Consider the following 23,703-nt stretch of genomic DNA (forward strand, 5'->3'; position numbering starts at 1 on the left):
GCGCCCGGCACGGAAGGAAGTAGAGAACCGTCATGAACACACCCGCGCTGACCACCTACCAGCGGCACCACCTCCGGCCGACGTACGACCACCACGTCGGGTACCTCTTCCCGGCCATGGTGCGGGCCAGCCAGGCGCACGTGGTGATGCTGACCGAGCAGGGGCTCATCCCCGCCGAGCGGGGCGCCCGGCTGCTGCGCGGGCTGGCCGAACTGCGCGCCGACACCGCCCCGGCGCCGGAGTTCGACGGCACTTTCGAGGACACCTACTACCTGATGGAGAAGCGGCTGGCGCAGGCGTGCGGCATCCCCACGTCCGAGCTGGACGTGCAGATGGCCCGCAGCCGCAACGACCTCGACGCCGGGGTGTTCCGGATGCTGCTGCGCGACCAGCTGCTCGGGGTCCTCGACCGGGTCCTGGCCGCCGCCGCGACCGCCCTGGACTCGGCGCACCGGTACGCCGACGTGGTCATCACCGGCTACACCCACCGCCGGCCGGCCCAGCCCACCACCATCGGGCACGCCCTCGCCGGCTACGCCGAGGCCCTCGCCGGCGAGGCCGTCGCGTACGCCGACCTGATCGAAACCCTCAACACCTCGCCGCTGGGCTCCTGCGCGTTCGCCGGCACCGACCTGGACATCGCCCCGGCCCGCGTGGCCGAGCTGCTCGGCTTCGGCGGCCTGGTCACCAACTCCTACGAGGCGGTGGCCGGCGCCGACCACCTCGTCCGGGTCGGCACCCTCAACGCCCAGGCCCTCGCGACCGGCGCCCGGCTGGCCCGCACCCTGATGGACTGGCTGAGCTGGCGCTGGGTGACCACCCCCGGCGACTTCACCCAGGGCAGCAGCATCATGCCGCAGAAGCGCAACCCGGTGGTGCTGGAACACCTCGTCTCGATGGCCGGCGCCACCGCCGCCGACGCCGCCTCGGTGCTCAACAACGTCGGCGCGGCCTGGTGGGAGGACTCCAACAACGCCACCACCGACGTGCAGGTGCGGCTCTGGGAAAGCAACGACCGCACCGACCGGTTCTTCGCCCTGCTCGGCGGCTTCCTCGCCGAGATCGAGCCGCTCGAGCCGCCGTCGCGGGAGGAGATCGTCGCCTCCGGCGCCACCACCACCGCCGCGGCGGACGCGCTGACCCGGCACGGGGTGCCGTTCCGGGCCGCCCATTCCGTGGTCGGCCGGCTGGTGCGCGGCGGTGCCCCGGACACCTGGACCGCGCAGACCGTCCGCGCGGCGGCCGAGGGGATCGCCGACGGGCTGGCCGACGCCGCCGTCGCCGACCTGATCGCCGCCGCCGTACGCCCCGAGCTGGTGCTCGACCGTGCCCAGGTCGACGGCCCCGGGGCGGACGCCGTCCGGGCCCAGGTGGCGGTGCTGCGCGGCACCTTCGACACCGTCGCCGGCCGGCTGGCCGCCGTCCGGGACCGCCTGGCCGCCGCCGACAAGGCGTTGGACGCGGTCGCCGCCGAGCGGGCGGGCCGATGAGCGCCGGCGCGGGGGTCGTGGACACGGGGACGGGACGGTGAGCGTGCGGTTGGCCGGTCGGGCCGCCGAGGCCGCCGAGGCGGCCGGCGACGCGGGCGTGCTGCTCGGCATCGACTTCGGCGGCACCAAGATGGCGGTCGGGGTGGCCGACGGGCAGGGGCGGCTGCTGGCCCGCGAGCGGGTCCCGACGTACGCCGAGCGGGGCGCCCCGCAGGCCCTGGACCGGGCGCTGGAGTTGGCCGCGAAGCTGGTGGGGGAGGTCGGCTCGCCGGTCGTCGCGGCCGGCATCGCCTCGCCCGGCGTGGTGCGGCCGGACGGGATCGACCTGGCCCCGAACGTGCCCGGCTGGGACCGGCTGCGGCTCGCCGACGCGGTCCGGGACCGGTTGGCGGTGCCGGCGGTGGCGGTCGACAACGACCTGAACGCCGCCGCCCTGGCCGAGCTGCGGATCGGCGCGCTGCGCGACGCCGACCCCGGCCTGGTGGTCGGCCTCGGCACGGGCGTCGCGGCGGCGGCCACGGTCCGCGGGGCGGTGCTGGCCGGTCACCACGGGGCGGCCGGCGAGATCGGCTACGCAGTGGCCGGCGGCCCGTGGCCGGGCACCATGCTGGAGCTGGACTTCTCCGGCCGGGCGCTGGACGGGCTCGCGGACTCGCTCGGGCTGCCGGGCGGCGCGCCCGCGCTGGCCGCCGCCGCCGAGCGCCCCGGCCCGGCCCGGGACGCGCTGACCGCCCGGGTGGACGAGCTGGCCCGACACCTGGTCACCTGCTGCCTGCTGCTCGACCCGCAGCGGGTGGTGCTGGTCGGCGGGGTGGCCGGCAACGGACTGATCCGGGGTCTGCTGGGGGAGCGGCTCGCCGCGGTCCTGCCGTACCCGCCGGAGGTGGTCCTGTCCCGGTTCGCCGACGACGCCGCGCTGCTCGGCGCGGTCATCCTCGCCCGCGAGGCGGTCCCGACACCCCGGTGACATCCGGCGCTGACCGGCGGCCGGCTCCCGCACCGGGGGCCGGCCGCCCCGTCGTTTGTCGGTGCCTGCCGATAGGGTCCCGGCCGTGACACACGCCGACTGGTCAGACGTACGCGGGCGGCTCGCCCGGCTGGCCGCCCACCCCGACGGTGACACGGTCTTCGGCGCCCACGCGCACCGGTGGACGCTGGAGCCGCCGCTGCGCGCCGAGGAGATGGCCGAGCTGGAGGGGCAACTGCGGGTCGAGCTGCCCGAGGAGTACCGCTCGTTCCTGCTCACCGCCGGCCGGGGCGGCGCCGGGCCGACCTACGGGCTGTTCCCGCTGCGCAGGGTGGACGGCCGCTGGGCGTGGGAGGGCGACGGAGCCGACCTCACCGATCGGGAGACGCTGCACCAGCCGTTTCCGCACACCGAGCCCTTCAACCCGGCCGACGGGCTGCCCGAGCCTCCCGACGAGGAGGACTACGACACCGTCGAGGCGTTCAACGAGGCCGAGGACGCCTACTGGGAACGGCACGACAGGCTGGTCTACGCCCCCGAGCACTCGATCGGGCTGCTCTACCTGTGCCACCTCGGCTGCGCGCTGCGCGAGGCGCTCGTGGTCAGCGGCCCGGCGCGCGGCCAGATGTGGGCCGACGACACCGCCGAGGGAAGCGGATTCCGGCCGCTGCGTGACGCCGACGGCACGCCGCTGGGCTTCGACCGCTGGTACCGGCGCTGGCTCGACGAGGCCGACGCCGCCGTCGCCTGACCGGCCGCGCGGGCCGGCGTCCGCACCTGGCAGCGCAGCCGAACCGACGGCCGGCGAGGGCGGCAGAAGTGTCGGTGGGCGCGGTTACGGTGCGGGCATGACCGCCCCCGGAGACGTGCCGTCGGAATTCCTCGACCGGCTGCGGCCGATCTGTCGCGAGCTGCCGGAGAGCTACGAGGAGCCGGCCTGGGTGGGGGTGCGCTGGCGGATCCGCAAGCGCACCTTCGCCCACGTGCTCACCGTCGACCCCGACCACCAGATGGCGTACGCCCGGGCCGCCGCGACCGACGAGCCAACCTGCGTGCTGACGTTCCGCTCGCCCCTCGACGAGGTCCACGCGCTGGTGGCCGGCGGTCACCCGTTCTTCAAGCCGGACTGGGGCGCCGACGTGCTGGGCATGGTGCTCGACGACGGCGTCGACTGGGCCGAGGTCGGCGAGTTGCTCACCGAGAGCTACTGCCTGCTCGCCCCGAAGAAGCTGGCCGCCCGGATCACCGGGCCGGCCTGAGTCCCGGCAGCACGCCGGTCACGACGACCGCCGCACCCGGCAGGCGGGTGCGGCGGCGAAGACGTTCGGCACCGACCGGGCGTGTACGTCCGGCTCGGCCCGAGGTTGGCGCCCTACGCGGCCGACGCGGCCGGCCGGGGGCGTCGCGCCGACCCGGCTGTGGCCGGCCGGTCGGTACGGTCCGGTTGCCTCGGGACGCCGGGCGACGACGGCTGCGTGGCGGAGTCGGCCCGGGCCACGCGCAGCGCGTGCTGGGCGTTGTTCCAGGCCGGGCAGGGCCACGCCTGGCCCGCGCAGAGCAGGTTGCGGCAGCCGCCGTTCCCGTCCGGTTCGTGGGCGTCGGCCACGTCCAAGGCGAGCTTCCACAGCAGTGGGTCGGTCACCTCGTCAGGACGGTCGGCCTGGCGGTCGGACCGGTCGATGCTGGTGTCGGACACGAGTGATCCCCCCTCGGGCGCAGGTGCGACTTCCACCTTCTCCATTTTCCGTGCCGGTGAAACCTCTACCCCCGGCACAGCGTGGCAGGTGTCGGGCGGGCGCCCGGGGAGGCTCGCGCGGTCAGTTCAGGTCGAGTTGCACGGTGACAATCTTTCCGGCCGGCATCGGTAGCCGGACCATGCCGTCACCGTCGGTAGTCGGCGGGTTGCCGGGCCGGCCGAGGACGTCTGCGCGCCACGCCCTCCGACGCCACGGGTGCCGATGAATGCGGGTCGTGGTGGTCGGTGTCTGCGCGGTCACCCGCGCCTCGGTACGGCCGTCGCGGTCCCGGACGCTGGTCAAACACTACACCGTGCCCGTCCGCCGCCAACCCCCTGGTCAGGGCCGGCGGCACCACGTCGGCGCGGCGTCGCAGCAGGGTTACCGCCAGCTCCGACCGGCGTCCGTTGACGTGTTCGGTCGTCGTCAGCGGCGGAAGCGTCGGCACGCATCCATGTTGGCCCACCGCCGCACCGACGACATGATCAGACGACACGCTTGGCGAGCCCGCCCATCTTCACCGAGGTGAACACCGCGGCGGCCAGGGCGACGTCGGAGAGCAGCATGAGGCCGATGGCGTAGGAGCCCTGCGCGCCGTACACCCAGCCCATCACCAGCGGCGGGACGAACCCGCCGAGCCCGCCGGCGGCGCCGACCAGCCCGGTTACCGCGCCGACCTGGTCGGCGGGGGCGACCCTGCCGACGAGCGCGAACACGGCACCGCTGGCCGCGCCGAGCAGCAACGCCATCCCGAGCAGTGCGACGGTCGCGACGGGCATCAGGGCGGGCTCGAAGGCCTGCACCACCGCGAAGGCGGCCACTCCGCCGAAGCACCACACCAGCACCGGCACCGGGTGCAGCCGGTCGGAGAGCCAGCCACCGATCGGCCGGGCGAGGACGGCGAGGACCACGAACCCCGCCGTGCGCAACGCGCCGTCCTCGGCGCTCAGGCCATAGGTGGTGCGCAGGTAGGCGGGCAGGTACACGCTGAAGGCCACGAACCCGCCGAAGCCGACCGCGTACAGGAAGCACAACTGCCAGGTGACGGTGAGCCGGCCCACCGCGGCGAGCCGCCGCCAGGCCGAACCGGTCGGCCGTGCCCGGTCCGGGGCGTCCCGCAGCAGCAGGAACGACAGGACCGCGTACGCGGTGAGGATCGCGGCCACGAGCAGGAACGGAGCGCGGGCGCCGTAGGTGTCGGCGAGCCGGACGGTGGTGAAGTTGGCGATGGCGGTACCGCCCATGCCGATGCCGAACACGCCGATCGCGAAGCCGCGCCGCGCGGGCGGGTACCAACCGGAGACCAGCGGAACGCCGACGGCGAACGCGGTCCCGCCGATGCCGAGGAAGAAGCCGGTCACGATCAGCGCCGGGTAGGACGAGACCACGCTCAGGGTCAGCACCGGCACGATCGTGGCGAGCGTGACCAGCGGGAAGACCACCCGGGCGCCGTACCGGTCGGTGAGGGCACCGACCGGGATGCGGCCCAGCGACCCGACCACCACCGGTACGGCCACCAGCAGGGACTGTGCGGTGAAGCTGAGGTCGAGGCGTTCCTTGATGCCTGGGCTGAGGGGACCCAGCAGCGCCCACCCCCAGAAGTTGACCAGGAAGCCGAGAGTGGCCAGGGCGAGCTGGGTCGTGGCGCCGGATCTGCCCCGGGCCGACGTGCCGGGGGCGCTGCGGGAGGCCGCCGCGGCCGTCGGGGTGCTGTCCTTCGGCTGTCCGTCACGGGCGATGGTCATCGCTGCCCTCCGTCGGATCGTCGTGCTGCCGGTGTGCGTCGGTCGCAGGGAGTCGCGGATCCCGCCCTGCCGTTACGAGCCTTGCCCCGCCGACGGGGCCCTGGTAGGGCCGGAAGTCGCCCATCGGCTGGGATACCGCGGGCACCGGGGGAGCGCCCGCCGTCGGTGAGCCGCCGCGCCACGGGAACTGCTGTCGTTCAGGACCCGTGCGGCGTTCAACGACCGGAGTGACTGCGGTCGCCACGCGGGCGGGGCAGCCGCGGTGGGCCCTCCCAACCGGGCCGGCTCGGCCGCAGCCCGGGCCGGTCGTCGCGACTGCGGTACACGACGTACGGGCGGGTGGCGTAGCCGACCGGAGCGCTGAACGCGTGCACCAGGCGGGTGAAGGGCCAGAACGCGAAGAGGGCGAACGCTGCCAGGACGTGGATCTGGAAGGCCACCGGCACGCCGGCCATGACCTCCGGGTCGGGGCTGAGGTAGAACAGGGACCGGAACCACGGGGAGATGGTCTCCCGGTAGTCGTAGCCGGGTCCCGACACGTTGGCGCGGACGGTCGCCCACAGGCCGAGCACGATCACGCCGGCGAGCACCACGTACATCGCCTTGTCGTTGCGGGTGGTGGCGGCGAAGACCGGGCCGGTGAGTCGTCGGCGGGCGATGAGGATGCCCAGCCCGACAAGGGTGCAGAAGCCGGCCACCGTGCCGACGAACACGGCCGTCAGGTGGTAGGTGTGCTCGGTGATCCCCACCGCCTCGGTCCAGGACTTGGGCACCAGCAGGCCACCGACGTGCCCGATCAGGACCATCAGGACGCCGAAGTGAAACATCGGGCTGCCCCACCGCAGGATCGTGCTCTCGTAGAGCTGCGACGAGCGGGTCGTCCAGCCGAACTTGTCGTACCGGTGGCGCCAGACCAGCCCACCGACCAGCACCGCCAGGGACAGGTACGGGTACACGACCCACAGCAGCGTGTTCATCGGCGACCCCTTCCGTTCGCGACTGTGGTGCTGCGCTGCGCTGCGTTCCTCGCGCTCACCGGCGACCCTCCGTCGTGTCGACCAGACCGAACGGTTCCAGGCCGACCTGTTCCACCGGCGGGCCGCTGCGGGCCAGCCGGGCCGCCGCGGCGAGGTCCGCCGGCCCGGCAGGCGGCAGCATCTCCCGGACGGCGACCACCGCGTGCCGGTAGGCCGACTGCTCCCGCCCCAGCGCCTCCACCAGCAGGTCCAGACCGACCCGGTTGTCCCGCAGCAGCCGCCACCCGCCGTCGTCCACGGCGGCCAGGTCGAGCACCGCGGGCAGGAAGTCGGGCAGCTCGCCGCCGACCACCGCCAGACCCGCCCTCCGGTACGCGCCGAAGAAGCCGACCAGGGCCTCGCCGCGCTTCCGGGTGTCGCCGCAGGTGTAGTACGTCAGGTGCAGGCAGCAGCGGCGCCGGAAGTCGAACAGCTCCACGTACGCCGCCCGCAGCCGGCCCGGCTCGGTGTGCTCGCGGTGGCCGACCACCTCGCCCAGCGGCCCGGCGACCGCCGCCGGCAGCTCGTCGAGGGCGGCGCGCAGCACCGGCAGCGCCGCCATGACCTCGTCGTCGGGGTAGCGCAGCAGCAGCGAGGCGGCCCGGGCCGCCACCGCCCGCCAGGTGGGCCCGCTCATCGGGCGTCGTCCTCTCCACGGTCGCGGGGGCGGGGCGGGAAGAGCCCCTTCGGGGTGCCCTTGCCGTCCCAGTTGAGGAGGTTGACCCGGCGCGGCTCGTCGCCCGGGTCGGTGAAGCTGTCGGCGGTTTGCCGGTCCCGCAGCATGTGGAAGGTCTCCACCTGCACCGGCACGGTGGTGCCGGAGGACTCGCCGAACGGTCCCTGCCCGTACGGGCCGCCGCCGCCCATGCCCGGGCCGCCCTCGTAGTCGAGGCTGCATTCGGTGGCGACCTTCTCCAGCTGGTGCGCGTCCTCGGCGTGCGCCGCCGGGATGACGTAGCGCTGCTCGTACTTGGCGATCGCCAGCAGCCGGTACATCTCGTCCATCTGGTCACCGGTCATCCCGACCGCGGCGGCGATCGACTCGTCCGGGGCCTCGCCGAGGTTGATCCGGCGCTGGTACGCGCGCATCGCCGCGAGCCGGTTGAGTACGCCGCGCACCGGGCCCGGGTCACCGGCGCTGAACAGTTCGGCGAGGTACTCCACCGGGATGCGCAGCGCGTCGATGGCGCCGAAGAGGTTACCCGCGGCCTCGCCGTCGTGGCCGGTCTCGCGCAGCACGTCGACCACCGGCGACAGCGGGGGGATGTACCAGACCATCGGCATGGTCCGGTACTCCGGGTGCAGCGGCAGCGCCACCTCGTACTTCATGATCAGATCCCAGACCGGAGAGCGCTGGGCCGCCTCGATCCAGTCGTCGGGGATGCCGGCCGTCCGGGCGGCCTCGACCACGGCCGGGTCGTGCGGGTCGAGGAAGACCGAGCGCTGGGCCTCGTACAGGTCGCCCTCGTCCCGGACGGCCGCCGCCTCGGCGACCCGGTCGACGTCGTAGAGCATCAGACCGAGGTAGCGCAGCCGGCCGACGCACGTCTCGGAGCAGATGGTCGGCTGGCCGATCTCGATGCGCGGGAAGCAGAAGGTGCACTTCTCGGCCTTGCCGGTCCGGTGGTTGAAGTAGACCTTCTTGTACGGGCAGCCGGTCACGCACATCCGCCACCCGCGGCACCGGTCCTGGTCGACCAGGACGATGCCGTCCTCGGCCCGCTTGTAGATCGCCCCGGAGGGGCAGGATGCCGCGCAGGACGGGTTGAGGCAGTGCTCGCAGATGCGGGGCAGGAAGAACATGAACGTCTTCTCGAACTCCTGCTTCACCTGGTCGGAGATCTTGGCCAGCACCGGGTCGCCGGCGGCGATCTCGTTGCCGCCGGCGAGCGAGTCGTCCCAGTTGGCGCTCCAGGTGATCTTCGTGTCCTGGCCGGTCAGCAGGGACTTCGGCCGGGCGACGGGAGTGTCCTCGCCCGCCGGCGCGGTGAGCAGGTGCTCGTAGTCGTACGTCCACGGCTCGTAGTAGTCCTGCATGGACGGCAACTTCGGGTTGGCGAAGATGCTGAACATCTTCTTCACCCGGCCGCCCGAACGCGGCTTGAGGCGGCCGGTGCGGGTGCGGACCCAGCCGCCCTGCCACCGCTGCTGGTCCTCGTACGTGCGCGGATAGCCCTGGCCGGGCCGGGTCTCCACGTTGTTGAACCAGACGTACTCCACGCCGGACCGGTTGGTCCACGCCTGCTTGCACGTCACGGAGCAGGTGTGGCAGCCGATGCACTTGTCGAGGTTCATCACCATCGCCATCTGGGCCATCACACGCATCAGTACTGCACCTCCTGCGAGCGGCGGCGGATCACGGTGACCTCGTCACGCTGGTTGCCGGTGGGACCGAGGTAGTTGAACGCGAACGACAGCTGCGCGTACCCGCCGATCAGGTGGGTGGGCTTGACCAGCAGCCGGGTCAGCGAGTTGTGGATACCGCCGCGCCGGCCGTTGACCTCGGCCTTCGGCACGTCGATCACCCGCTCCTGGGCGTGGTACATGTAGACCGTCCCCTCGGGCATCTTGTGGCTGACCACGGCCCGGCAGACCACCACGCCGTTGCGGTTGACCGCCTCGATCCACTCGTTGTCGCGTACGCCGATCTTCGCGGCGTCGGCCTCGCTCATCCACATCGTCGGCCCGCCCCGCGAGAGCGTCAGCATGATCAGGTTGTCCTGGTACTCGGAGTGGATCGACCATTTCGAGTGCGGCGTGAGATACCGGACGGTGATCTCCAGTTCGCCGTTGCGGCCCAGTCTCGGCTCGCCGAAGAGCTTGTGCATGTCCAGCGGCGGCCGGAAGATCGGCAGCGCCTCGCCGGCCTCGTGCATCCAGTCGTGGTCGAGGAAGAAGTGCTGCCGCCCGGTGAGGGTGTGCCAGGGCTTGAGCCGCTCGGTGTTGATCGTGAACGGCGAGTATCGGCGGCCGCCGTGCTCGCTGCCCGACCACTCCGGGCTCGTGATCACCGGCACCGGGCGGGACTGGGTGTCGGCGAAGGTGATCTGCTTGCCCTCGTGTTCGGCGGCCAGGTCGGCCAAGCGTACGCCGGTGCGCTTCTCCACGTCCCGGAAGCCGGCGGTGGCGACCCGGCCGTTGGTGGTGCCGGAGAGGGCGAGGATCGCCTCGCAGGCGTGCACGTCCGTTGCCAGCGACGGCCGTCCGTCGGCCGCGCCGCCGCGCACCTCGCCGTTCTTGCGCCGCAGGTACGCCACCTCCGGCCGGACGTCGACCGACACGCCCTTGCCGGTGGTGCCGAGGCTGTCCATCAGCGGGCCGAGCGCGGCCAGTCTCTCGGCGACCGCCCCGTAGTCGCGCTCGACCACCAGCAGCTTCGGCATGGTCCGGCCGGGCACCGGCGTCTCGCCCTTGGCCGCCCAGTCGCGGACCCGGCCGTGCGGTGTCGCCATGGCGTCCGGGGTGTCGTGCAGCAGCGGCGCCGCGACCAGATCCTTGCGTACGCCGAGCCGGGTCGCCGCCAGCTTCGAGAAGGCCTTCGCGATGCCGTGGAAGGCGGCGAAGTCGGTGCGGGCCTGCCACGGCGGGCTGATCGCCGGGGTGAACGCGTGCACGAACGGGTGCATGTCGGTGCTGCTCAGGTCGTGTTTCTCGTACCAGGTGGCGGCCGGCAGCACGATGTCGGAGAAGAGCGTCGTGGAGGTCATCCGGAAGTCCAGCGACAGCAGCAGGTCGAGCTTGCCCTCCGGCGCCTCGTCCCGCCACGTGACGTCCTTGGGCCGCAGTTCCGCCGGGGCCTCGTCGGCGCGCAGGTTGGCGTTGGTGCCGAGCAGGTGCCGCAGGAAGTACTCGTTGCCCTTGGCCGACGAGCCGAGCAGGTTGGCCCGCCACACGGTCAGCACCCGAGGCCAGTTCTCCGGCGCGTCCGGGTCGGTGCAGGCGAAGCGCACCCGCCCGTCGCCGAGTTGCTCGGCCACCCAGCCGGCCGGGTCGTCGGGCCGGGCGGCGAGGGCCTCGTCGGCCAGGTCGAGGGGGCTGCGGTCGAAGGTCGGCATCGACGGCATCCAGCCCGACCGCGCCGACTGGGCCAGCAGGTCCATGGTGTGCTTGCCGGCGAAGGCGCCCGTGCCGGTCGGCGAGGACACCACGTCGGCGGAGTACGTGTCGTAGCGCCACTGGTCGGTGTGCACGTACCAGAAGGCGGTGCCGATCATCTGTCGCGGCGGCCGGACCCAGTCCAGGCCGAACGCGAGCTGCGCCCAGCCGGTCGCCGGGCGGCACTTCTCCTGCCCGACGTAGTGCGCCCAGCCGCCGCCGTTGACGCCCTGGCAGCCGGTGAGGGTCACCAGCGCCAGGATCGCCCGGTAGGTGGCGTCGGAGTGGAACCAGTGGTTCGTGCCCGCGCCGAGCAGGATCATCGACCGACCGCCCGAGCGCTCCGCGTTGTCGGCGAACTCCCGCGCCACCCGGGCGACCTGTGCCGCCGGCACCCCGGTGATCGGTTCCTGCCACGCCGGCGTGTACGGCGTCGCGACGTCGTCGTAGCCCGCCGGCCACTGCCCGGGCAACCCGTCGCGGGCCACGCCGTACTGGGCCAGCAGCAGGTCGAACACGCTGGTCACGATGATCTCTTCGCTCGCGCCCGCCCGCCGGATCTTCCGGGTCGGCACGCCCCGGCGCAGCACCTGCGGGGTGTCGGTGTCGAAGCGGGGCAGTTCCACCTCGACCGCGTCGCCGGCGCCGAGGCAGGTCAGCGCCGGCTCCAGGTCTCCCAGGTCGAGGTTCCACTGGCCGTCCTGTTCGCCCCACCGGTGGCCGAGGCTGCCGCGGGGCACGGCGGGGGCGTCGGTGGCCGAGTCCCACAGCACCGTCTTGAAGGCCGCCTCCTTCCCGGTCTCGCCCAGGTGTTCGGCGGTGAGGAACCTGCCCGGCCGGTACGCCCCGTCCGCGCCCGGCTCCAGGGTCACCAGGAACGGCAGGTCGGTGAACCTACGCACGTAGTCGACGAACCGGGGCGTGCGCCGGTCGACGAGGAACTCCTTGAGCACGACGTGCCCCATCGCCATCGCGAGGGCGCCGTCGGTGCCCGGTTGGGCCGGCATCCACTCGTCGGCGAACTTGACGTTGTCGGCGAAGTCGGGGCTGACCACCACGACCTTCTGGCCGCGGTAGCGTGCCTCGGCCATCCAGTGCGCGTCCGGGGTGCGGGTCACCGGGACGTTCGAGCCCCACATGACGAGGTAGGAGGCGTCCCACCAGTCCCCGGACTCGGGCACGTCGGTCTGGTCGCCGAACACCTGCGGGGAGGCCACCGGCAGGTCGGCGTACCAGTCGTAGAAGGACAGCATCGACCCGCCGAGCAGCGACACGAACCGCGCGCCGACGGCGTGCGACACCATCGACATCGCCGGGATGGGGGAGAAGCCGGCGATCCGGTCGGGGCCGTACTCGGCGATCGTGTGCACGTGGGCGGCGGCGATCATCTCCTGCGCCTCGTCCCAGGTGATGCGCACTAGGCCGCCCTTGCCGCGGGCCTTCTGGTAGCGGCGGCGGCGCTCGGGGTCGGCCTGGATGTCCGCCCAGGCGGCCACCGCGTCACCGAGGCGGCCCTTGGCCTCCCGGTACATCTCCACCAACACTCCCCGTGCGTACGGGTAACGCACCCGGGTGGGGGAGTAGGTGTACCAGGAGAAGGCGGCGCCCCGGGGGCAGCCGCGCGGCTCGTACTCCGGGCGGTCGGGCCCGACGCTCGGGTAGTCGGTCTGCTGCTGCTCCCAGGTGATGATGCCGTCCTTGACGTACACCTTCCAGGAGCACGAGCCGGTGCAGTTGACCCCGTGCGTGGAGCGCACCACCTTGTCGTAGGACCAGCGGTCCCGGTAGAACGCGTCCGCCTCCCGGCCGCCGATCTGGTGCAGCGTACGGCCGTCGGCGGACACCTCGGCTCGGCGCACCAGGCCGCCCACGGCCAGTAGCGCCCGTCCCGCACTCTCGGTGGCTCGCGACATACGCCTCATTCCTCCGATAGATCGCCGTGGCGGCCCACGTTGCCCGCATCTGCGCCGGGACGCAACCGCACGCGGGCGTTCCGGCCATCGTGCCGATGTGCCACGCCGCGCAACCGTGCCGAAGGTCCCGAGACCATCCAGCGTTGTCGCTGTTTTCCGCTGGAGGCCGTCGGAGGGACTCGGTTCCGTCCGTCAGGCCTCGGCGGGACAGCCGGAGCTGCCACACGTCCGGCCCGATCCGCGCGGCTCCGTCAGTGGCCGGGCGGGCGGTCGCGGTTGCTGCGATCCGCGGTGCGCTGGGTGGCCCGGACTGCGGCGGGCACCCTGACGCTGCCGGCGTTCGCGCGGAGCAGCGGATATCTCATCGCGGTGTTCGGGCGGCCACCCGAGGAGTTGAGGTCCGGTCTCGACTCGGATCGGGTCTGGCAGGGGCCGCGGAGCCTTCGTTTGCCTTGGTGGGCATCCGGCAGGCTTGGGCTATCGTCTGGGCCATTTCGTCGATGCCGTCGACCAGTGCGGTTCCGTTGATGTGCACATGATGCTGTGGGGCCGGGTGGGCATGGAAGAAGCTGCCGGGATGAACGACGATGCCATGCCGACTGAGTCGGGTGCAGACCGAATGCTCGTCGGGGACTGGCAGCCAGATGTGGGGTCCTTCGGTCGGTTCGAGGTCGAATCCGCGTCCGGTGAGGGCCTCGCTGAATTCGGAATACCTTCGCTTGCACTCTGCGATGAAGTCGTTCGTGTGGTGTATCGCATTCGCATCTGTCAATTGGAATGCTAACGCGAGTTGTAGGACGCGGCTGACCCAGCGTGACGAGTAGGTGAGTCGTAGCCACATCATGTCGATGTACTCCGGCGAGCCGCCTACCACGGCCACGCGCAGGTCGGCGCCGAAGAAGAAGTTGTAGGCCTGCATGTGCACGACACGGCTCGGAAGGCGGGTCGCCAGAGACCGCTGTGCTGACCGCATGAGGGCGGTCTGCGAGAGTTCGAAGATGGGAAACGCTTCGTTCTGGAGCAGGGCAGCCGCCCCCGCGATCCACTCGTCGCTGACGGTCAGTCCGGACGGCGCGTTTCCGCTGGGCTGGTAGATCATTGCGGTTGGCTTGCTGATCAGCGCAACCCGTAGTTGATCAAGATCTGGGCCGCCTGATCGGTAATCGATGGGGATCGTGGTGGCACCGATGGAATCCAGGATGTCGAGCACTCGTGCCTGGGTGGGTGACTCGATGATGACCCGATCGCCCGGGCGGACCACGGCGGCGAGCGCCAGTTCGATGGCGTCGATGATCCCGTGGGTGGCGAGAAAATGGTTGGTTTCGAACGGCCAGTATGGCTGGACTGCCTCCGCCAGTTCGGGGACGACCGGGTCGGCGAAGGTGTTGTGCAATGCCCGGTTGCTCAGCGCGTAGGCGAGAGCGGGTGCCAGGTCCGGAGGGGGCAGGTCATCCCTTCGCAGATTTCCGAGATCGATGGGCATCGTCGACGAGGTGCGCACCATGCTGTCGAATCGCCTGGCCCGTGGCGGCTGCGGCGGCCCGAGGACGAAGGTGCCGCCGCGGCGCCGGGTCTCGATGACGTACCGGGAGCTGAGCGTCTTCCAGGCCTGCGCCACCGAGGAGCGGCTCATCCCCAGTTTGGCCGCCAGATCCCGCACGGTGGGCAGTTGCGATTGGGCCGGCAGGTCGCCGGACGCGATCAGGTCGAGGATCGCCCGGGCCAATGCGTTGGTCGTGCGCAACGTGAGCCGCGACTGGATGAGTCGCATGCATTCCTGGCTATCCAGCGGCGCTGGTGGTGTCACGGTTGGTGTCCTCCGAATAGCGAAACGCGCCCGAGGGTCAACGCCGTCGACCATCAAGCGCCGCGGTCGGCAGGGTAGGCGTGCCGGGTGGTGACTGTAGTCGCCAGGTGCGGGCCACGGGGGGTGCCGGCCCGTGGGTGCGGGGCCGGCCGTCGAGGCGGCCAGGATATGTCCATGGACATTGTAATGTTGACCGGAACATAAGCCGAACTTAGCTTCTACGGCGTTGACCTCGAACTTTGAGGGTCCTGGCCGCGGAGTCCAGCCACCCTGGCAACCGCCCCCCGGAGTCGAACACCAGCCACACGACGTCGCGTACCCCATCACTTGAACCAGAGGACGTGTGCCCGTGAAAGCCTCTCGACGCCTCGTGGTCGCTGTCGCGCTCGCCGCGCTGGTCGGGCCCGCAGGTTGCACGAAGATCGACGATGACAAGTCAAAGACGCCGGCCGCCGCGAGCGAGGTTACGGCCGGCGGGACGTTGACCCTGGCCGCTACCAGCGCCCCGGTGGACTGGAACCCGCTGTCCGCCGCCGGCGACACCACCGGCCAGCGCCAGCAGCAGTGGCCGTTCTATCCACACCCGTTCCTGACCAACCCCGACACCAGCGTGGTGCTCAACAAGGCGCTCCTGGAGTCCGCCGAGGTCGTTGGCACCAGTCCGATGAAGGTCGAGTACAAGATCCAGCAGAAGGCCGTCTGGTCGGACGGGACCCCGATCACCGGCAAGGACTTCGAGTACACCCAGGCGGTGCAGGACCCGAAGAAGTGCGCCGGGTGCAAGGCCGCGTTCACCGAAGGCTACTCGCTGATCACCTCTGTCGAGACCAGCAGCGACGGCAAGACGGTGACGATGACCTACGCGAAACCGTTCGCGATGTGGCAGGCCCTGTTCAACTACATCTTGCCGGCGCATGTGGCCGAGACCTACGGGGACCTGGCGACCTCCTTCAACGAAGGCTTCGGCAAGAACGTGCCGAAGTTCTCGGGCGGGCCGTACCTGATCAAGGACTACCAGGACGGCGTCTCGATGACCATGGTCAAGAACCCCAAGTGGTACGGGGATCCGGCGAACCTGGACACCATCACGACGCGCTACATCTCGGGCCAGGGCGCGCAGATCACGGCGCTGCAGAACGGTGAGATCGATCTGGTCTACCAGAACCCGACTCTCGACACCGTCAACCAGGTGAAGGCCATGAACGGTATGACCGTTCAGGTCGGTTCGACGCTCACCTACTTCCACCTCGGCATGAAGACCACCGGTGACGTGATGAGCGACGCGGCCCTGCGCAAGGCGATCGCCACCGGGCTCGACCTCGACGACATGCGTAAGCGCACGGTCGGCCAGTACGCGCCGGACCTGGTGACCATGAAGAGCAGCACGTACGTCCCCGGGCAGAAGGTGGGCGGAATCGACGCGTACCGCGAGAACATCGACGAGCTCAACATCGGCAAGGGTGACAGCAAGGCCGCGATCGACATCCTGCAGAAGGCGGGATATCGCGTGACCGACGGCAGGCTGATCCTCCCCGACGGGAAGCCCCTGCGCGACCTGAAGATGTTGACCCTGTCCACCGACGTGCTCCGCATGGAGCTCGCGCAGATCGCCCAGTCCCAACTCAAGCAACTGGGCATCACCGTGGCCATCGACGCGGCCGACGGCTCGCGCTACTCGCCGGCGCTGCGCTCGGGCAGCTTCGACCTCATGGCCACCGGAACGGCACTCGACCTGGGTGCGCTGTCCCTGCAGCAGTGGTACGGCACCGGCGCAGCCCGCTCGTTCGGCTATTCGTCCGCCGAGGCGGACCGGATCCTGGCGGCGGCCGCGACCGAACTCGATCCGCGCAAGCAGGTCGAGCTGATGAACGAACTCGACCGGACCCTGATGTCCGACGGTGTGGTGCTGCCGCTGTTCGCCAGCCCACAGATGGCCGTCCACCCGAACAAGTTCGCCAAAATCTTCATCAACCCCAGCAAGTACGGAACCACCATGAATGTCGAGCAGTGGGGTCTGCGCAAGTAGTCGCGCGATCATTCGAGAAAGGATTCAGATGACCATCGACTTTGTGGTGGCCACCCCGCATGACGCGGTGGAATTCAACGACGTCTACCGCAACACCACCGCGAGTGCCGGATACATCGCCTGCAACAACATCTACAACCGGGTGGTTCTCAACGAGTGGTTCGAGATCAACCCGTTCCCGGACCTGGCCACGCACTGGGAGCAGTTGGACGGGTCGCGCCGGTGGCGCTTCCACCTCAACCAGGCGGCCCGCTGGCAGGACGGTACGCCGCTGACCGCGCACGACGTCGTCTACACCCACCTGCACGCGATGAAGATGGGATACACCGGCGGCCGGTTTCTGAAGGACGTGGAGACGATCGTCGCGGTTGACGACCACACCGTCGACTACCACCTGCACACGCCCAACGCCGGATTCCTCGTCCTGCTGGGGAACTTCATCTTCACCCACATCCTGCCCCGGCACCTGTACGAGGGAACGGACTGGGCGACGAACCCGCACAACCTGAAGCCGGTCGGCTCCGGCCCGTTCCGGCTGGCGGAATGGATACCGGGCGAGCACGTCGTCATGGAGGCGGTGAAGAACCACTGGGGGCCGCAGCCGGAGATCGACCGACTGATCCTGAAGATCGTCCCGGACCGGGACGAGTGCGTCCGGATGGTGGCCCGCGGCGAGGCTCACTTCTTCCCCCAGGACACCCTGACCAGGGATCGGCTGCACCTGCTCGACGGCGCCACCGCGGATATCGAGCTGCTGCGTGATCCAGGGCCGGGAATGGCGCTGCTGGACTTCAACCACGGCCGGGAGCTCTGGCGGGACCAGCGGGTCCGGGAGGCGGTCGCCCTCGCCGTGGACCGGAAGGAGATCGCCGAACTCGGCGACCCGGGAGTTTCGCAGGCGTGGGACCACTACCTGTTGGGTTCGGTGGAGTGGGCGTTCAACCCGGATGCCAAGGCGCCGGGCCATGACGTGGAACGGGCGCGCGCGTTGCTCGACGAGGCCGGCGTGACGGCCGACGCCTCCGGCGTCCGGGCCCGGCTTTCGATGTATTACATGGACAGCTTCCACGGGCACAAGCCACTGGCAGAGATGATCACCCGCCAGTTGGGCGCGATCGGCTTCGACGTCACCTTCGAGGGACTCTCCTCCGTGGACTGGGCCCGCCGGGTCACCGGCGCCCACGACTTCGACCTGATCATCGTCGGCGGATCGATGGCGCCCGACCCGGAGATCACCGCCCCGAAGTACACCAGCGGCGGCCAGGGCAACATGGCCCAGCACCACAACCCTGACGTCGACGCCGCCTACCTCGCCGCACGCACCGCGGGCACCCTCGCCGAACGCGGCGCGCACTACCGGCGCCTGCAGGAGATCTGGGCCAGGGACACCGAATGGGTGCCGCTGTTCTGGTACGGCACCTACTTCGCCCGCAGCAGCAAGTTCTACGGCTGGTCCGACCAGCTCGGCTACTCCGTGCCCTGGTGGCACTGGGGCCGCATCCGCGCGGTCTGAACCCGCGGTAACCACAGGCAGATCTTCCCGAGGAGAGGAGGCGCGGAGACATGATTCGGTTAATCCTTCGACGGCTGGCAAGCGCCGTCCTGGTCTTGCTGCTCGCTTCCATCGTGATCTTCACAGTGATCTCGGTCTCGGGAGATCCGCTGGCCGAGCTCCGGGACCGGCAACCGCCGGTCCCGGAGTCGGTGATCGCCGCCGAGGAAGCGCGGTTGGGGCTGAACCGGCCGCTACCGCTGCGCTATCTGACCTGGCTCGGCGGGGTGCTCACCGGCGACTTCGGTCCGTCGACGATCGCCACCCGCGACATCGGGGCGGAGCTGGGCACCCGGGTCGGGGTCACCCTGCGCCTGGTCCTGTTGGCCATCGTGCTGGCGCTCGTGCTTTCCCTGATCGCCGGCACGGTGTCCGCGCTCCACCAGCGTCGCTGGCCGGACCTGATGATGACCCCGGCCGCGTTCGTGCTCCTCGCGCTGCCGTCGTTCTGGCTGGCAGTGTTGTTGAAACAGTGGGGGATCGGGCTGAACGACCTGACCGGCTACCAGATCTTCTACACCGTGGGGGAGGCGTCGGTGCCCCGACCAGAGGGCATACTGCCCCTGGCCGGGGACATCGCCGGGCACCTGGTCCTGCCGACGATCGTGCTGGCCCTGGTGCACTTCGCGACCTGGAGCCGCTACCAACGCGCGGCGGTGGCCGAGGGACTGGCCGGGGACCACGTCCGGTTCGCCGTGCTCAAGGGGCTGTCCCGCCGGCGCATCGTCGGGTCGTACGTGGTCCGCCCCGCGCTCATCCCGATCGTGACCATCGTCGCGCTGGACCTCCCGGTCGTCTTCTCCGGCGCGGTGATCACCGAGACGGTCTTCCAGTGGCGCGGCATGGGCGGGTTCCTGCTCGAGTCGATCGCGCTGCGCGACACGAACGCCGTACTCGCGTGGTTGCTCATCGCCGCGACCGCCGTGGTCGTTTTCAACCTTCTCGCCGACATCCTGTACGGCCTCGTGGATCCGCGGGTGCGTTATGCCAAGTCCTGAGCTGACCGAAGATCTGGCGATCGAACCCGGCACGACGGAGCGTGAACCCGGGACGTCGAGGCTGGCCGTCACCGCCCGCCGGTTTTTCCGGCACAGGGTGGGCATGGTCGCCCTGGGTATACTCGTCGTCGTCATCCTCGCGGCCGTCATCGTCCCGCCGCTCTGGCCGTACGACTACACCGACATCACGTCCGAGCTGTCGCAGGCACCATCACCGCAACACCCGATGGGTACGGACACCCTGGGCCGTGACTTGTTCGCGCTGGTGCTACGCGGCATGCAGCAGTCGCTCCTGATCGCCTTCTCGGTCACCATTGTCGCCTGCGTGATCGGCGTGGTCCTGGGCGTGACGGCCGGGTACTTCGGCAGCCTCGTCGACGCCACCGTGATGCGCGCCGTCGATCTCGTGCTCACGCTGCCCACCCTCGCCCTGGCCGCGTTCCTGGGATCGCTGGTCGCCGGCCGGGGAGTCTCCTGGCTCGGCCTCGCGCTGGTCCTCGGGGCGCTCATGTGGACCTCGGTCGCCCGCCTGGTCCGCGGCGTGGTGCTGAGTCTGCGGGAGCAGGCCTTCGTGGATGCGGCGCGAGTGATGGGGGCGAGCCCGGCCCGGATCATGTTCCGGCACCTGGTGCCCAACGTCTCGGACCACATCGTGGTAGCCGGCACGCTGATGTTCGGCGTGGCGATTCTCGCCGAGAGCAGCCTGTCCTTCCTCGGGTTCGGGGTGCAGCCACCGGACACCTCGCTGGGCCTACTGGTGGCAAACGCGCAGTCGGCGGTGCTGACCCGGCCGTGGCTGTTCTACTTCCCGGGCTTCCTGATCATCACCATCGTGCTGGCGGTCAACTACGTCGGGGAGGGGCTGCGGGACGCCTTCAACCCGAAGTCTTCGCCCACCAACCCCCTGGCGAAGCCTCGCTCAACCGTCAGCCGGCGCCGCCGTCGGGAACTGCCCGTGCGGGAGGCGGCGGGGGCGGGGGAGGCACTGCTGAAGGTGACCGACCTCTCCGTGCGGTTCGGTGCGCAGGTGGCGGTGGACTCGATCAGCCTGGAGATCCAGCCGGGCGAGGTGGTCGCCCTCGTCGGCGAGTCGGGATCAGGAAAGTCACTGACCGGACTGTCGCTGGTGGGGCTGCTTCCCAGCAACGCGACGGGCACCGGGTCGGTCGTTTTCGACGGCGACGAACTCACCGGCCTGAGCTTCGAGCAGTGGCGGACGTACCGGGGGCGGAGGATAGCGATGATCCTGCAAGATCCGTCCACCACTCTCAACCCGGTGCTCACCATCGGCGCCCAGTTCGAGGACTCGATGAAGCTGGCCGGCGCCGTCAGCCGCGACGAAGCCCGGCGGCGGGCAGTCGAACTCATGGAGAGCGTGGCCATCAAGGATGCGGAGGCCCGCCTCGACCAGCATCCCCATCAGCTCTCTGGCGGCATGCGCCAGCGGATCGCCATCGCCCTGGCGATGGTGCACGACCCGGATCTCATCGTCGCCGACGAACCAACCACCGCCCTGGACGTCACGGTGCAGGCCCAGGTGATGGCCACCCTCGCGGTGGCTCGCGAGCGTACCGGTGCGGCCATGCTCTTCATCACCCACGATCTGGCCCTCGTCGCCGGTATCGCCGATCGCGTCGCCGTCATGTACCAGGGCGAGATCGTCGAAGAACGGGACGTCTTCGACATATTCGACGACCCTCGATCGGACTACACGCGGAAGTTGCTGTCGTTGGCCCCACGGCTCACAGGCAAGGCGGTGGAGGGGAAATGAGTGCGCAGACGCGCCCCGGCGAGGCCGCCGAGCTGTTGCGGGTCATGGAGTTGGTGAAGCACTTCCGCGCGCCGCGCGCTGCCCGTCGGAGCGGACAGTCCATCGTGCACGCCCTCTGCTCGGTTTCGTTCTCGGTCGGCCCAGCGGAGACCCTCGGCATCGTCGGCGAGTCAGGTTCGGGCAAGACCACGCTGCTACGAACCATCCTCGGACTACAGCGGCCGACCGCGGGACGGGTGCTGTTCCTCGGCGAGGATGCCTCCCAGCTCAAGGGCGCGGGTGCCCGCGCGCTCCAGCGTGAGCTGTCGGTCGTGTTCCAGGACCCGTACACATCCTTGGATCCGCGGATGACGGTGGCGGACATTCTCGCCGAGCCGGCGCAGATCCATGGCCTGCCGGCGACCAGCCGGCGCGCGCTGGCCCTCCTTGACCAGGTGCGGCTGCCGGCGGCCAGCCTGCGGAAGTTTCCGCACGAGTTCTCCGGTGGTCAGCGTCAACGCATTGCGATCGCCCGCGCGCTGGCCCTGAACCCGAAGCTGATCGTGCTGGACGAGCCGGTGTCCGCACTCGACGTCTCGGTCCAAGCGGCGATCCTGGGCCTACTGAAGGAGTTGCAGCGGGAGCGGGGGGTCTCCTACCTCTTCGTGGCGCACGACCTTGCCGTCGTCGCGGAGATCTCCCAGCGGGTCGGCGTGATGTATGGCGGGCAGATGGTCGAGCTGGGCGCGACCGAGCAGGTGATCGGCGAGCCGAAGCACCCGTACACCCGGGAACTCCTCGCGGCCGTGCCGGTGCCCGACCCGCGGATCGAACGAGCCAAGCCCCGAATGCTGCAGCACCGGTGGCCGACGGAATCCGACGGACTGCCGCCCTGCCCGCATAGCGACCTTCGCTAGCGACCGCCGAATGGCCAGCTACTTGTCGAATTGAACAGAAACGGAGAGACGTGCCTATGTCTGTCGATTTCGTGGTGGCGACGCCGCATGATGCGGTGGAGTTCAACGATGTGTACCGGAACGTGACGGGTAGCGCCGGCTATCTGGCCTGCAACAACATCTACAACCGGGTCGTGCTGAATGAATGGTACGAGATCAACCCGTTTCCCGATCTGGCCACGCACTGGGAACAGTTGGACGGGTCGCGCCGGTGGCGCTTCCACCTCAACCAGGCGGCCCGCTGGCAGGACGGCACGCCGCTGACCGCGCACGACGTCGTCTACACCCATCTGCACGCCAAGGACATGGGCTATCAGGGCGCGATGTTCCTGACGGATGTGGAGACCATCGTCGCGGTCAACGACTACACCGTCGACTACCACCTGCACACTCCGAACGCTGGGTTCCTCGTCCTGCTCGGCAACTTCATCTTCTCGCACATCCTGCCCCGGCACCTGTACGAGGGAACGGACTGGGCGACGAACCCGCACAACCTGAAGCCGGTCGGATCCGGCCCGTTCCGCCTCGCGGAATGGGTCCCCGGCGAGCACATCATCATGGAGGCGGTGAAAAACCACTGGGGCCCGCGACCGCAGATCGACCGGCTGATCCTGAAAATCGTGCCGGACCGGGACGAGTGCGTCCGGATGGTCGCCCGCGGCGAGGCCCACATCGTTCCCCAGGACACCCTCACCCGCGACCGGTTGGGCCTGGTGGAAGGGGTGCCGGGGGTCGAGATCCTCAAGCGGGAGGGTCCGGGCATGGCGCTGCTGGACTTCAACCACGGCCGCGAGTTGTGGCAGGACCGGCGGGTGCGTGAGGCGATCGCGTACGCGGTGAACCGGGACGAGATCGCCGACCTGGGCGATCCGGGGGTCTCCCAGGCCTGGGATCACTACCTGCTCGGATCCTCGTGGGCCTTCAACCCGAACGCCAAGGCGCCCGGTCATGACCCGGAACGGGCACGCGCCCTGCTCGACGATGCCGGTGTCACCGCGGACCGGTCGGGAGTGCGTGCCCAGCTGTCGATGTTCTACATGGACCTGTTCCACGGCCACAGACCACTGGCCGAGCTGGTCGCGCGCCAGTTGGGCGAGGTCGGGTTCGAGGTGACCTTCGCCGGCCTGTCGTCGGTGGACTGGTCCCGCCAGGTACGCAAGCAACACGATTTCGACCTGATCATCGTCGGCGGGTCGATGGCGCCGGATCCGGAGATCACGGCGACCAAGTACTCCTCCGGCGGGCGGAACAACATGGGCCTGCACCGGAATGCTGACGTGGACGGCGCCTACGTCGCCGCGCGGACCGCCGCGACGAGGCACGAGCGCCGCGAGCACTACCGGCACCTGCAGGCGGTGTGGGCCAGGGACACCGAGTGGGTGCCGCTGTTCTGGTACGGCACCTACTACCCGCGCAGCGAGAAGTTCTTCGGCTGGGCCGACCAGATCGGCTTCTCCGTACCCTGGTGGCACTGGGGACGCATCAGGCCGGTCTCCTGACCGATTGACGAACAGTCGACACGCCGCCCGACCTGAGGTCGGACGGCGTGTCGGCGTCGAGACCCTCCAGAGTCGTACCCGGTCCTATCTGGAGGCGACGGCTGCCGCGGACATGCGGACGGCCGAAAGGCACCGCCCCGGCCCGCTCGCGAC

General features: G+C 70.3%; 17 protein-coding genes. 10 read left to right on the plus strand and 7 right to left on the minus strand.

Annotation, left to right across the window (positions count from 1 at the left end; genetic code table 11):
• The first annotated feature begins 32 nt into the window (after positions 1–32).
• From ACGF5C_RS11810 to ACGF5C_RS11825, 4 genes are all read left to right on the plus strand, one after another.
• A complete protein-coding gene (locus tag ACGF5C_RS11810) occupies positions 33–1,490 on the plus strand; it encodes an argininosuccinate lyase (protein ID WP_393300037.1) in 1,458 nt (485 codons plus the stop codon).
• A 37-nt stretch (positions 1,491–1,527) separates the two neighbouring features.
• A complete protein-coding gene (locus ACGF5C_RS11815; RefSeq protein WP_393300040.1) occupies positions 1,528–2,457 on the plus strand; it encodes an ROK family protein in 930 nt (309 codons plus the stop codon).
• 85 nt (positions 2,458–2,542) lie between these two features.
• Positions 2,543–3,208 (plus strand): SMI1/KNR4 family protein, encoded by a 666-nt coding sequence (locus tag ACGF5C_RS11820; RefSeq protein WP_393300043.1) that lies wholly within the window; start codon positions 2,543–2,545, stop codon positions 3,206–3,208.
• 97 nt (positions 3,209–3,305) lie between these two features.
• Positions 3,306–3,716, plus strand: a complete 411-nt coding sequence (locus ACGF5C_RS11825; protein ID WP_393300046.1) for an MmcQ/YjbR family DNA-binding protein — start codon at positions 3,306–3,308, stop codon at positions 3,714–3,716.
• A 113-nt stretch (positions 3,717–3,829) separates the two neighbouring features.
• Here the strand turns inward: ACGF5C_RS11825 and ACGF5C_RS11830 are convergent, their stop codons facing one another.
• From ACGF5C_RS11830 to ACGF5C_RS11860, 7 genes are all read right to left on the minus strand, one after another.
• Positions 3,830–4,153, minus strand: a complete 324-nt coding sequence (locus tag ACGF5C_RS11830) for a hypothetical protein (RefSeq protein ID WP_393300049.1) — start codon at positions 4,151–4,153, stop codon at positions 3,830–3,832.
• Positions 4,154–4,678: 525 nt separating this feature from the next.
• Entirely contained in the window at positions 4,679–5,938 is a 1,260-nt protein-coding gene (locus tag ACGF5C_RS11835; RefSeq protein ID WP_393300051.1) for a nitrate/nitrite transporter, read from the minus strand.
• A gap of 215 nt (positions 5,939–6,153) precedes the next feature.
• Positions 6,154–6,915: a respiratory nitrate reductase subunit gamma gene (narI, locus tag ACGF5C_RS11840; protein WP_393300054.1), complete on the minus strand. Its 762-nt coding sequence runs from the start codon at positions 6,913–6,915 to the stop codon at positions 6,154–6,156.
• Positions 6,916–6,970: 55 nt separating this feature from the next.
• On the minus strand, positions 6,971–7,591 hold the full coding sequence (gene narJ, locus ACGF5C_RS11845) for a nitrate reductase molybdenum cofactor assembly chaperone (RefSeq protein WP_393300057.1): 621 nt from the start codon (positions 7,589–7,591) through the stop codon (positions 6,971–6,973).
• Positions 7,588–9,279 (minus strand): nitrate reductase subunit beta, encoded by a 1,692-nt coding sequence (narH, locus tag ACGF5C_RS11850; protein WP_393300060.1) that lies wholly within the window; start codon positions 9,277–9,279, stop codon positions 7,588–7,590. The genes narJ and narH overlap by 4 nt, the downstream gene beginning before the upstream one ends.
• A complete protein-coding gene (locus tag ACGF5C_RS11855) occupies positions 9,279–12,962 on the minus strand; it encodes a nitrate reductase subunit alpha (protein ID WP_393300063.1) in 3,684 nt (1,227 codons plus the stop codon). Before ACGF5C_RS11855 ends, narH begins: the two co-directional genes overlap by 1 nt.
• A 361-nt stretch (positions 12,963–13,323) precedes the next feature.
• Positions 13,324–14,733, minus strand: coding sequence for an aminotransferase class I/II-fold pyridoxal phosphate-dependent enzyme (locus ACGF5C_RS11860; protein ID WP_393300066.1), 1,410 nt, complete (start codon positions 14,731–14,733; stop codon positions 13,324–13,326).
• A 406-nt stretch (positions 14,734–15,139) separates the two neighbouring features.
• Between ACGF5C_RS11860 and ACGF5C_RS11865 the strand changes: the two genes are divergently transcribed.
• Genes ACGF5C_RS11865 through ACGF5C_RS11890 form a run of 6 tightly spaced genes read left to right on the plus strand, consistent with a single transcriptional unit; the run spans position 15,140 to position 23,550 of the window.
• A complete protein-coding gene (locus ACGF5C_RS11865) occupies positions 15,140–16,795 on the plus strand; it encodes an ABC transporter family substrate-binding protein (protein WP_393300069.1) in 1,656 nt (551 codons plus the stop codon).
• Positions 16,796–16,823: 28 nt separating this feature from the next.
• Entirely contained in the window at positions 16,824–18,308 is a 1,485-nt protein-coding gene (locus ACGF5C_RS11870) for an ABC transporter substrate-binding protein (RefSeq protein ID WP_393300071.1), read from the plus strand.
• 50 nt (positions 18,309–18,358) lie between these two features.
• The gene (locus ACGF5C_RS11875; protein ID WP_393300073.1) at positions 18,359–19,345 is read left to right on the plus strand and encodes an ABC transporter permease; all 987 of its coding nucleotides are present in this window, start codon (positions 18,359–18,361) and stop codon (positions 19,343–19,345) included.
• On the plus strand, positions 19,332–21,116 hold the full coding sequence (locus ACGF5C_RS11880; protein WP_393300076.1) for a dipeptide/oligopeptide/nickel ABC transporter permease/ATP-binding protein: 1,785 nt from the start codon (positions 19,332–19,334) through the stop codon (positions 21,114–21,116). The genes ACGF5C_RS11875 and ACGF5C_RS11880 overlap by 14 nt, the downstream gene beginning before the upstream one ends.
• A gap of 44 nt (positions 21,117–21,160) precedes the next feature.
• Positions 21,161–22,012, plus strand: coding sequence for an ATP-binding cassette domain-containing protein (locus tag ACGF5C_RS11885; protein ID WP_393300079.1), 852 nt, complete (start codon positions 21,161–21,163; stop codon positions 22,010–22,012).
• Positions 22,013–22,068: 56 nt separating this feature from the next.
• The gene (locus ACGF5C_RS11890; RefSeq protein WP_393300082.1) at positions 22,069–23,550 is read left to right on the plus strand and encodes an ABC transporter substrate-binding protein; all 1,482 of its coding nucleotides are present in this window, start codon (positions 22,069–22,071) and stop codon (positions 23,548–23,550) included.
• Positions 23,551–23,703 lie beyond the last annotated feature (153 nt).

The sequence above is a fragment of the Micromonospora sp. NPDC047620 genome, from assembly GCF_043205005.1.
In the GTDB taxonomy this organism is placed as follows: domain Bacteria; phylum Actinomycetota; class Actinomycetes; order Mycobacteriales; family Micromonosporaceae; genus Micromonospora.

Excerpts from the sequence above, each read along its gene's own strand:
- ACGF5C_RS11810 (WP_393300037.1), top strand. The coding sequence starts at position 33 with ATGAACACACCCGCGCTGACCACCTACCAGCGGCACCACCTCCGGCCG.
- ACGF5C_RS11825 (WP_393300046.1), top strand. The coding sequence starts at position 3,306 with ATGACCGCCCCCGGAGACGTGCCGTCGGAATTCCTCGACCGGCTGCGG.
- ACGF5C_RS11835 (WP_393300051.1), bottom strand. The coding sequence starts at position 5,938 with ATGACCATCGCCCGTGACGGACAGCCGAAGGACAGCACCCCGACGGCC.
- narI (WP_393300054.1), bottom strand. The coding sequence starts at position 6,915 with ATGAACACGCTGCTGTGGGTCGTGTACCCGTACCTGTCCCTGGCGGTG.
- narJ (WP_393300057.1), bottom strand. The coding sequence starts at position 7,591 with ATGAGCGGGCCCACCTGGCGGGCGGTGGCGGCCCGGGCCGCCTCGCTG.
- narH (WP_393300060.1), bottom strand. The coding sequence starts at position 9,279 with ATGCGTGTGATGGCCCAGATGGCGATGGTGATGAACCTCGACAAGTGC.
- ACGF5C_RS11855 (WP_393300063.1), bottom strand. The coding sequence starts at position 12,962 with ATGTCGCGAGCCACCGAGAGTGCGGGACGGGCGCTACTGGCCGTGGGC.
- ACGF5C_RS11860 (WP_393300066.1), bottom strand. The coding sequence starts at position 14,733 with ATGCGACTCATCCAGTCGCGGCTCACGTTGCGCACGACCAACGCATTG.
- ACGF5C_RS11870 (WP_393300071.1), top strand. The coding sequence starts at position 16,824 with ATGACCATCGACTTTGTGGTGGCCACCCCGCATGACGCGGTGGAATTC.
- ACGF5C_RS11875 (WP_393300073.1), top strand. The coding sequence starts at position 18,359 with ATGATTCGGTTAATCCTTCGACGGCTGGCAAGCGCCGTCCTGGTCTTG.
- ACGF5C_RS11880 (WP_393300076.1), top strand. The coding sequence starts at position 19,332 with ATGCCAAGTCCTGAGCTGACCGAAGATCTGGCGATCGAACCCGGCACG.
- ACGF5C_RS11885 (WP_393300079.1), top strand. The coding sequence starts at position 21,161 with ATGGAGTTGGTGAAGCACTTCCGCGCGCCGCGCGCTGCCCGTCGGAGC.
- ACGF5C_RS11890 (WP_393300082.1), top strand. The coding sequence starts at position 22,069 with ATGTCTGTCGATTTCGTGGTGGCGACGCCGCATGATGCGGTGGAGTTC.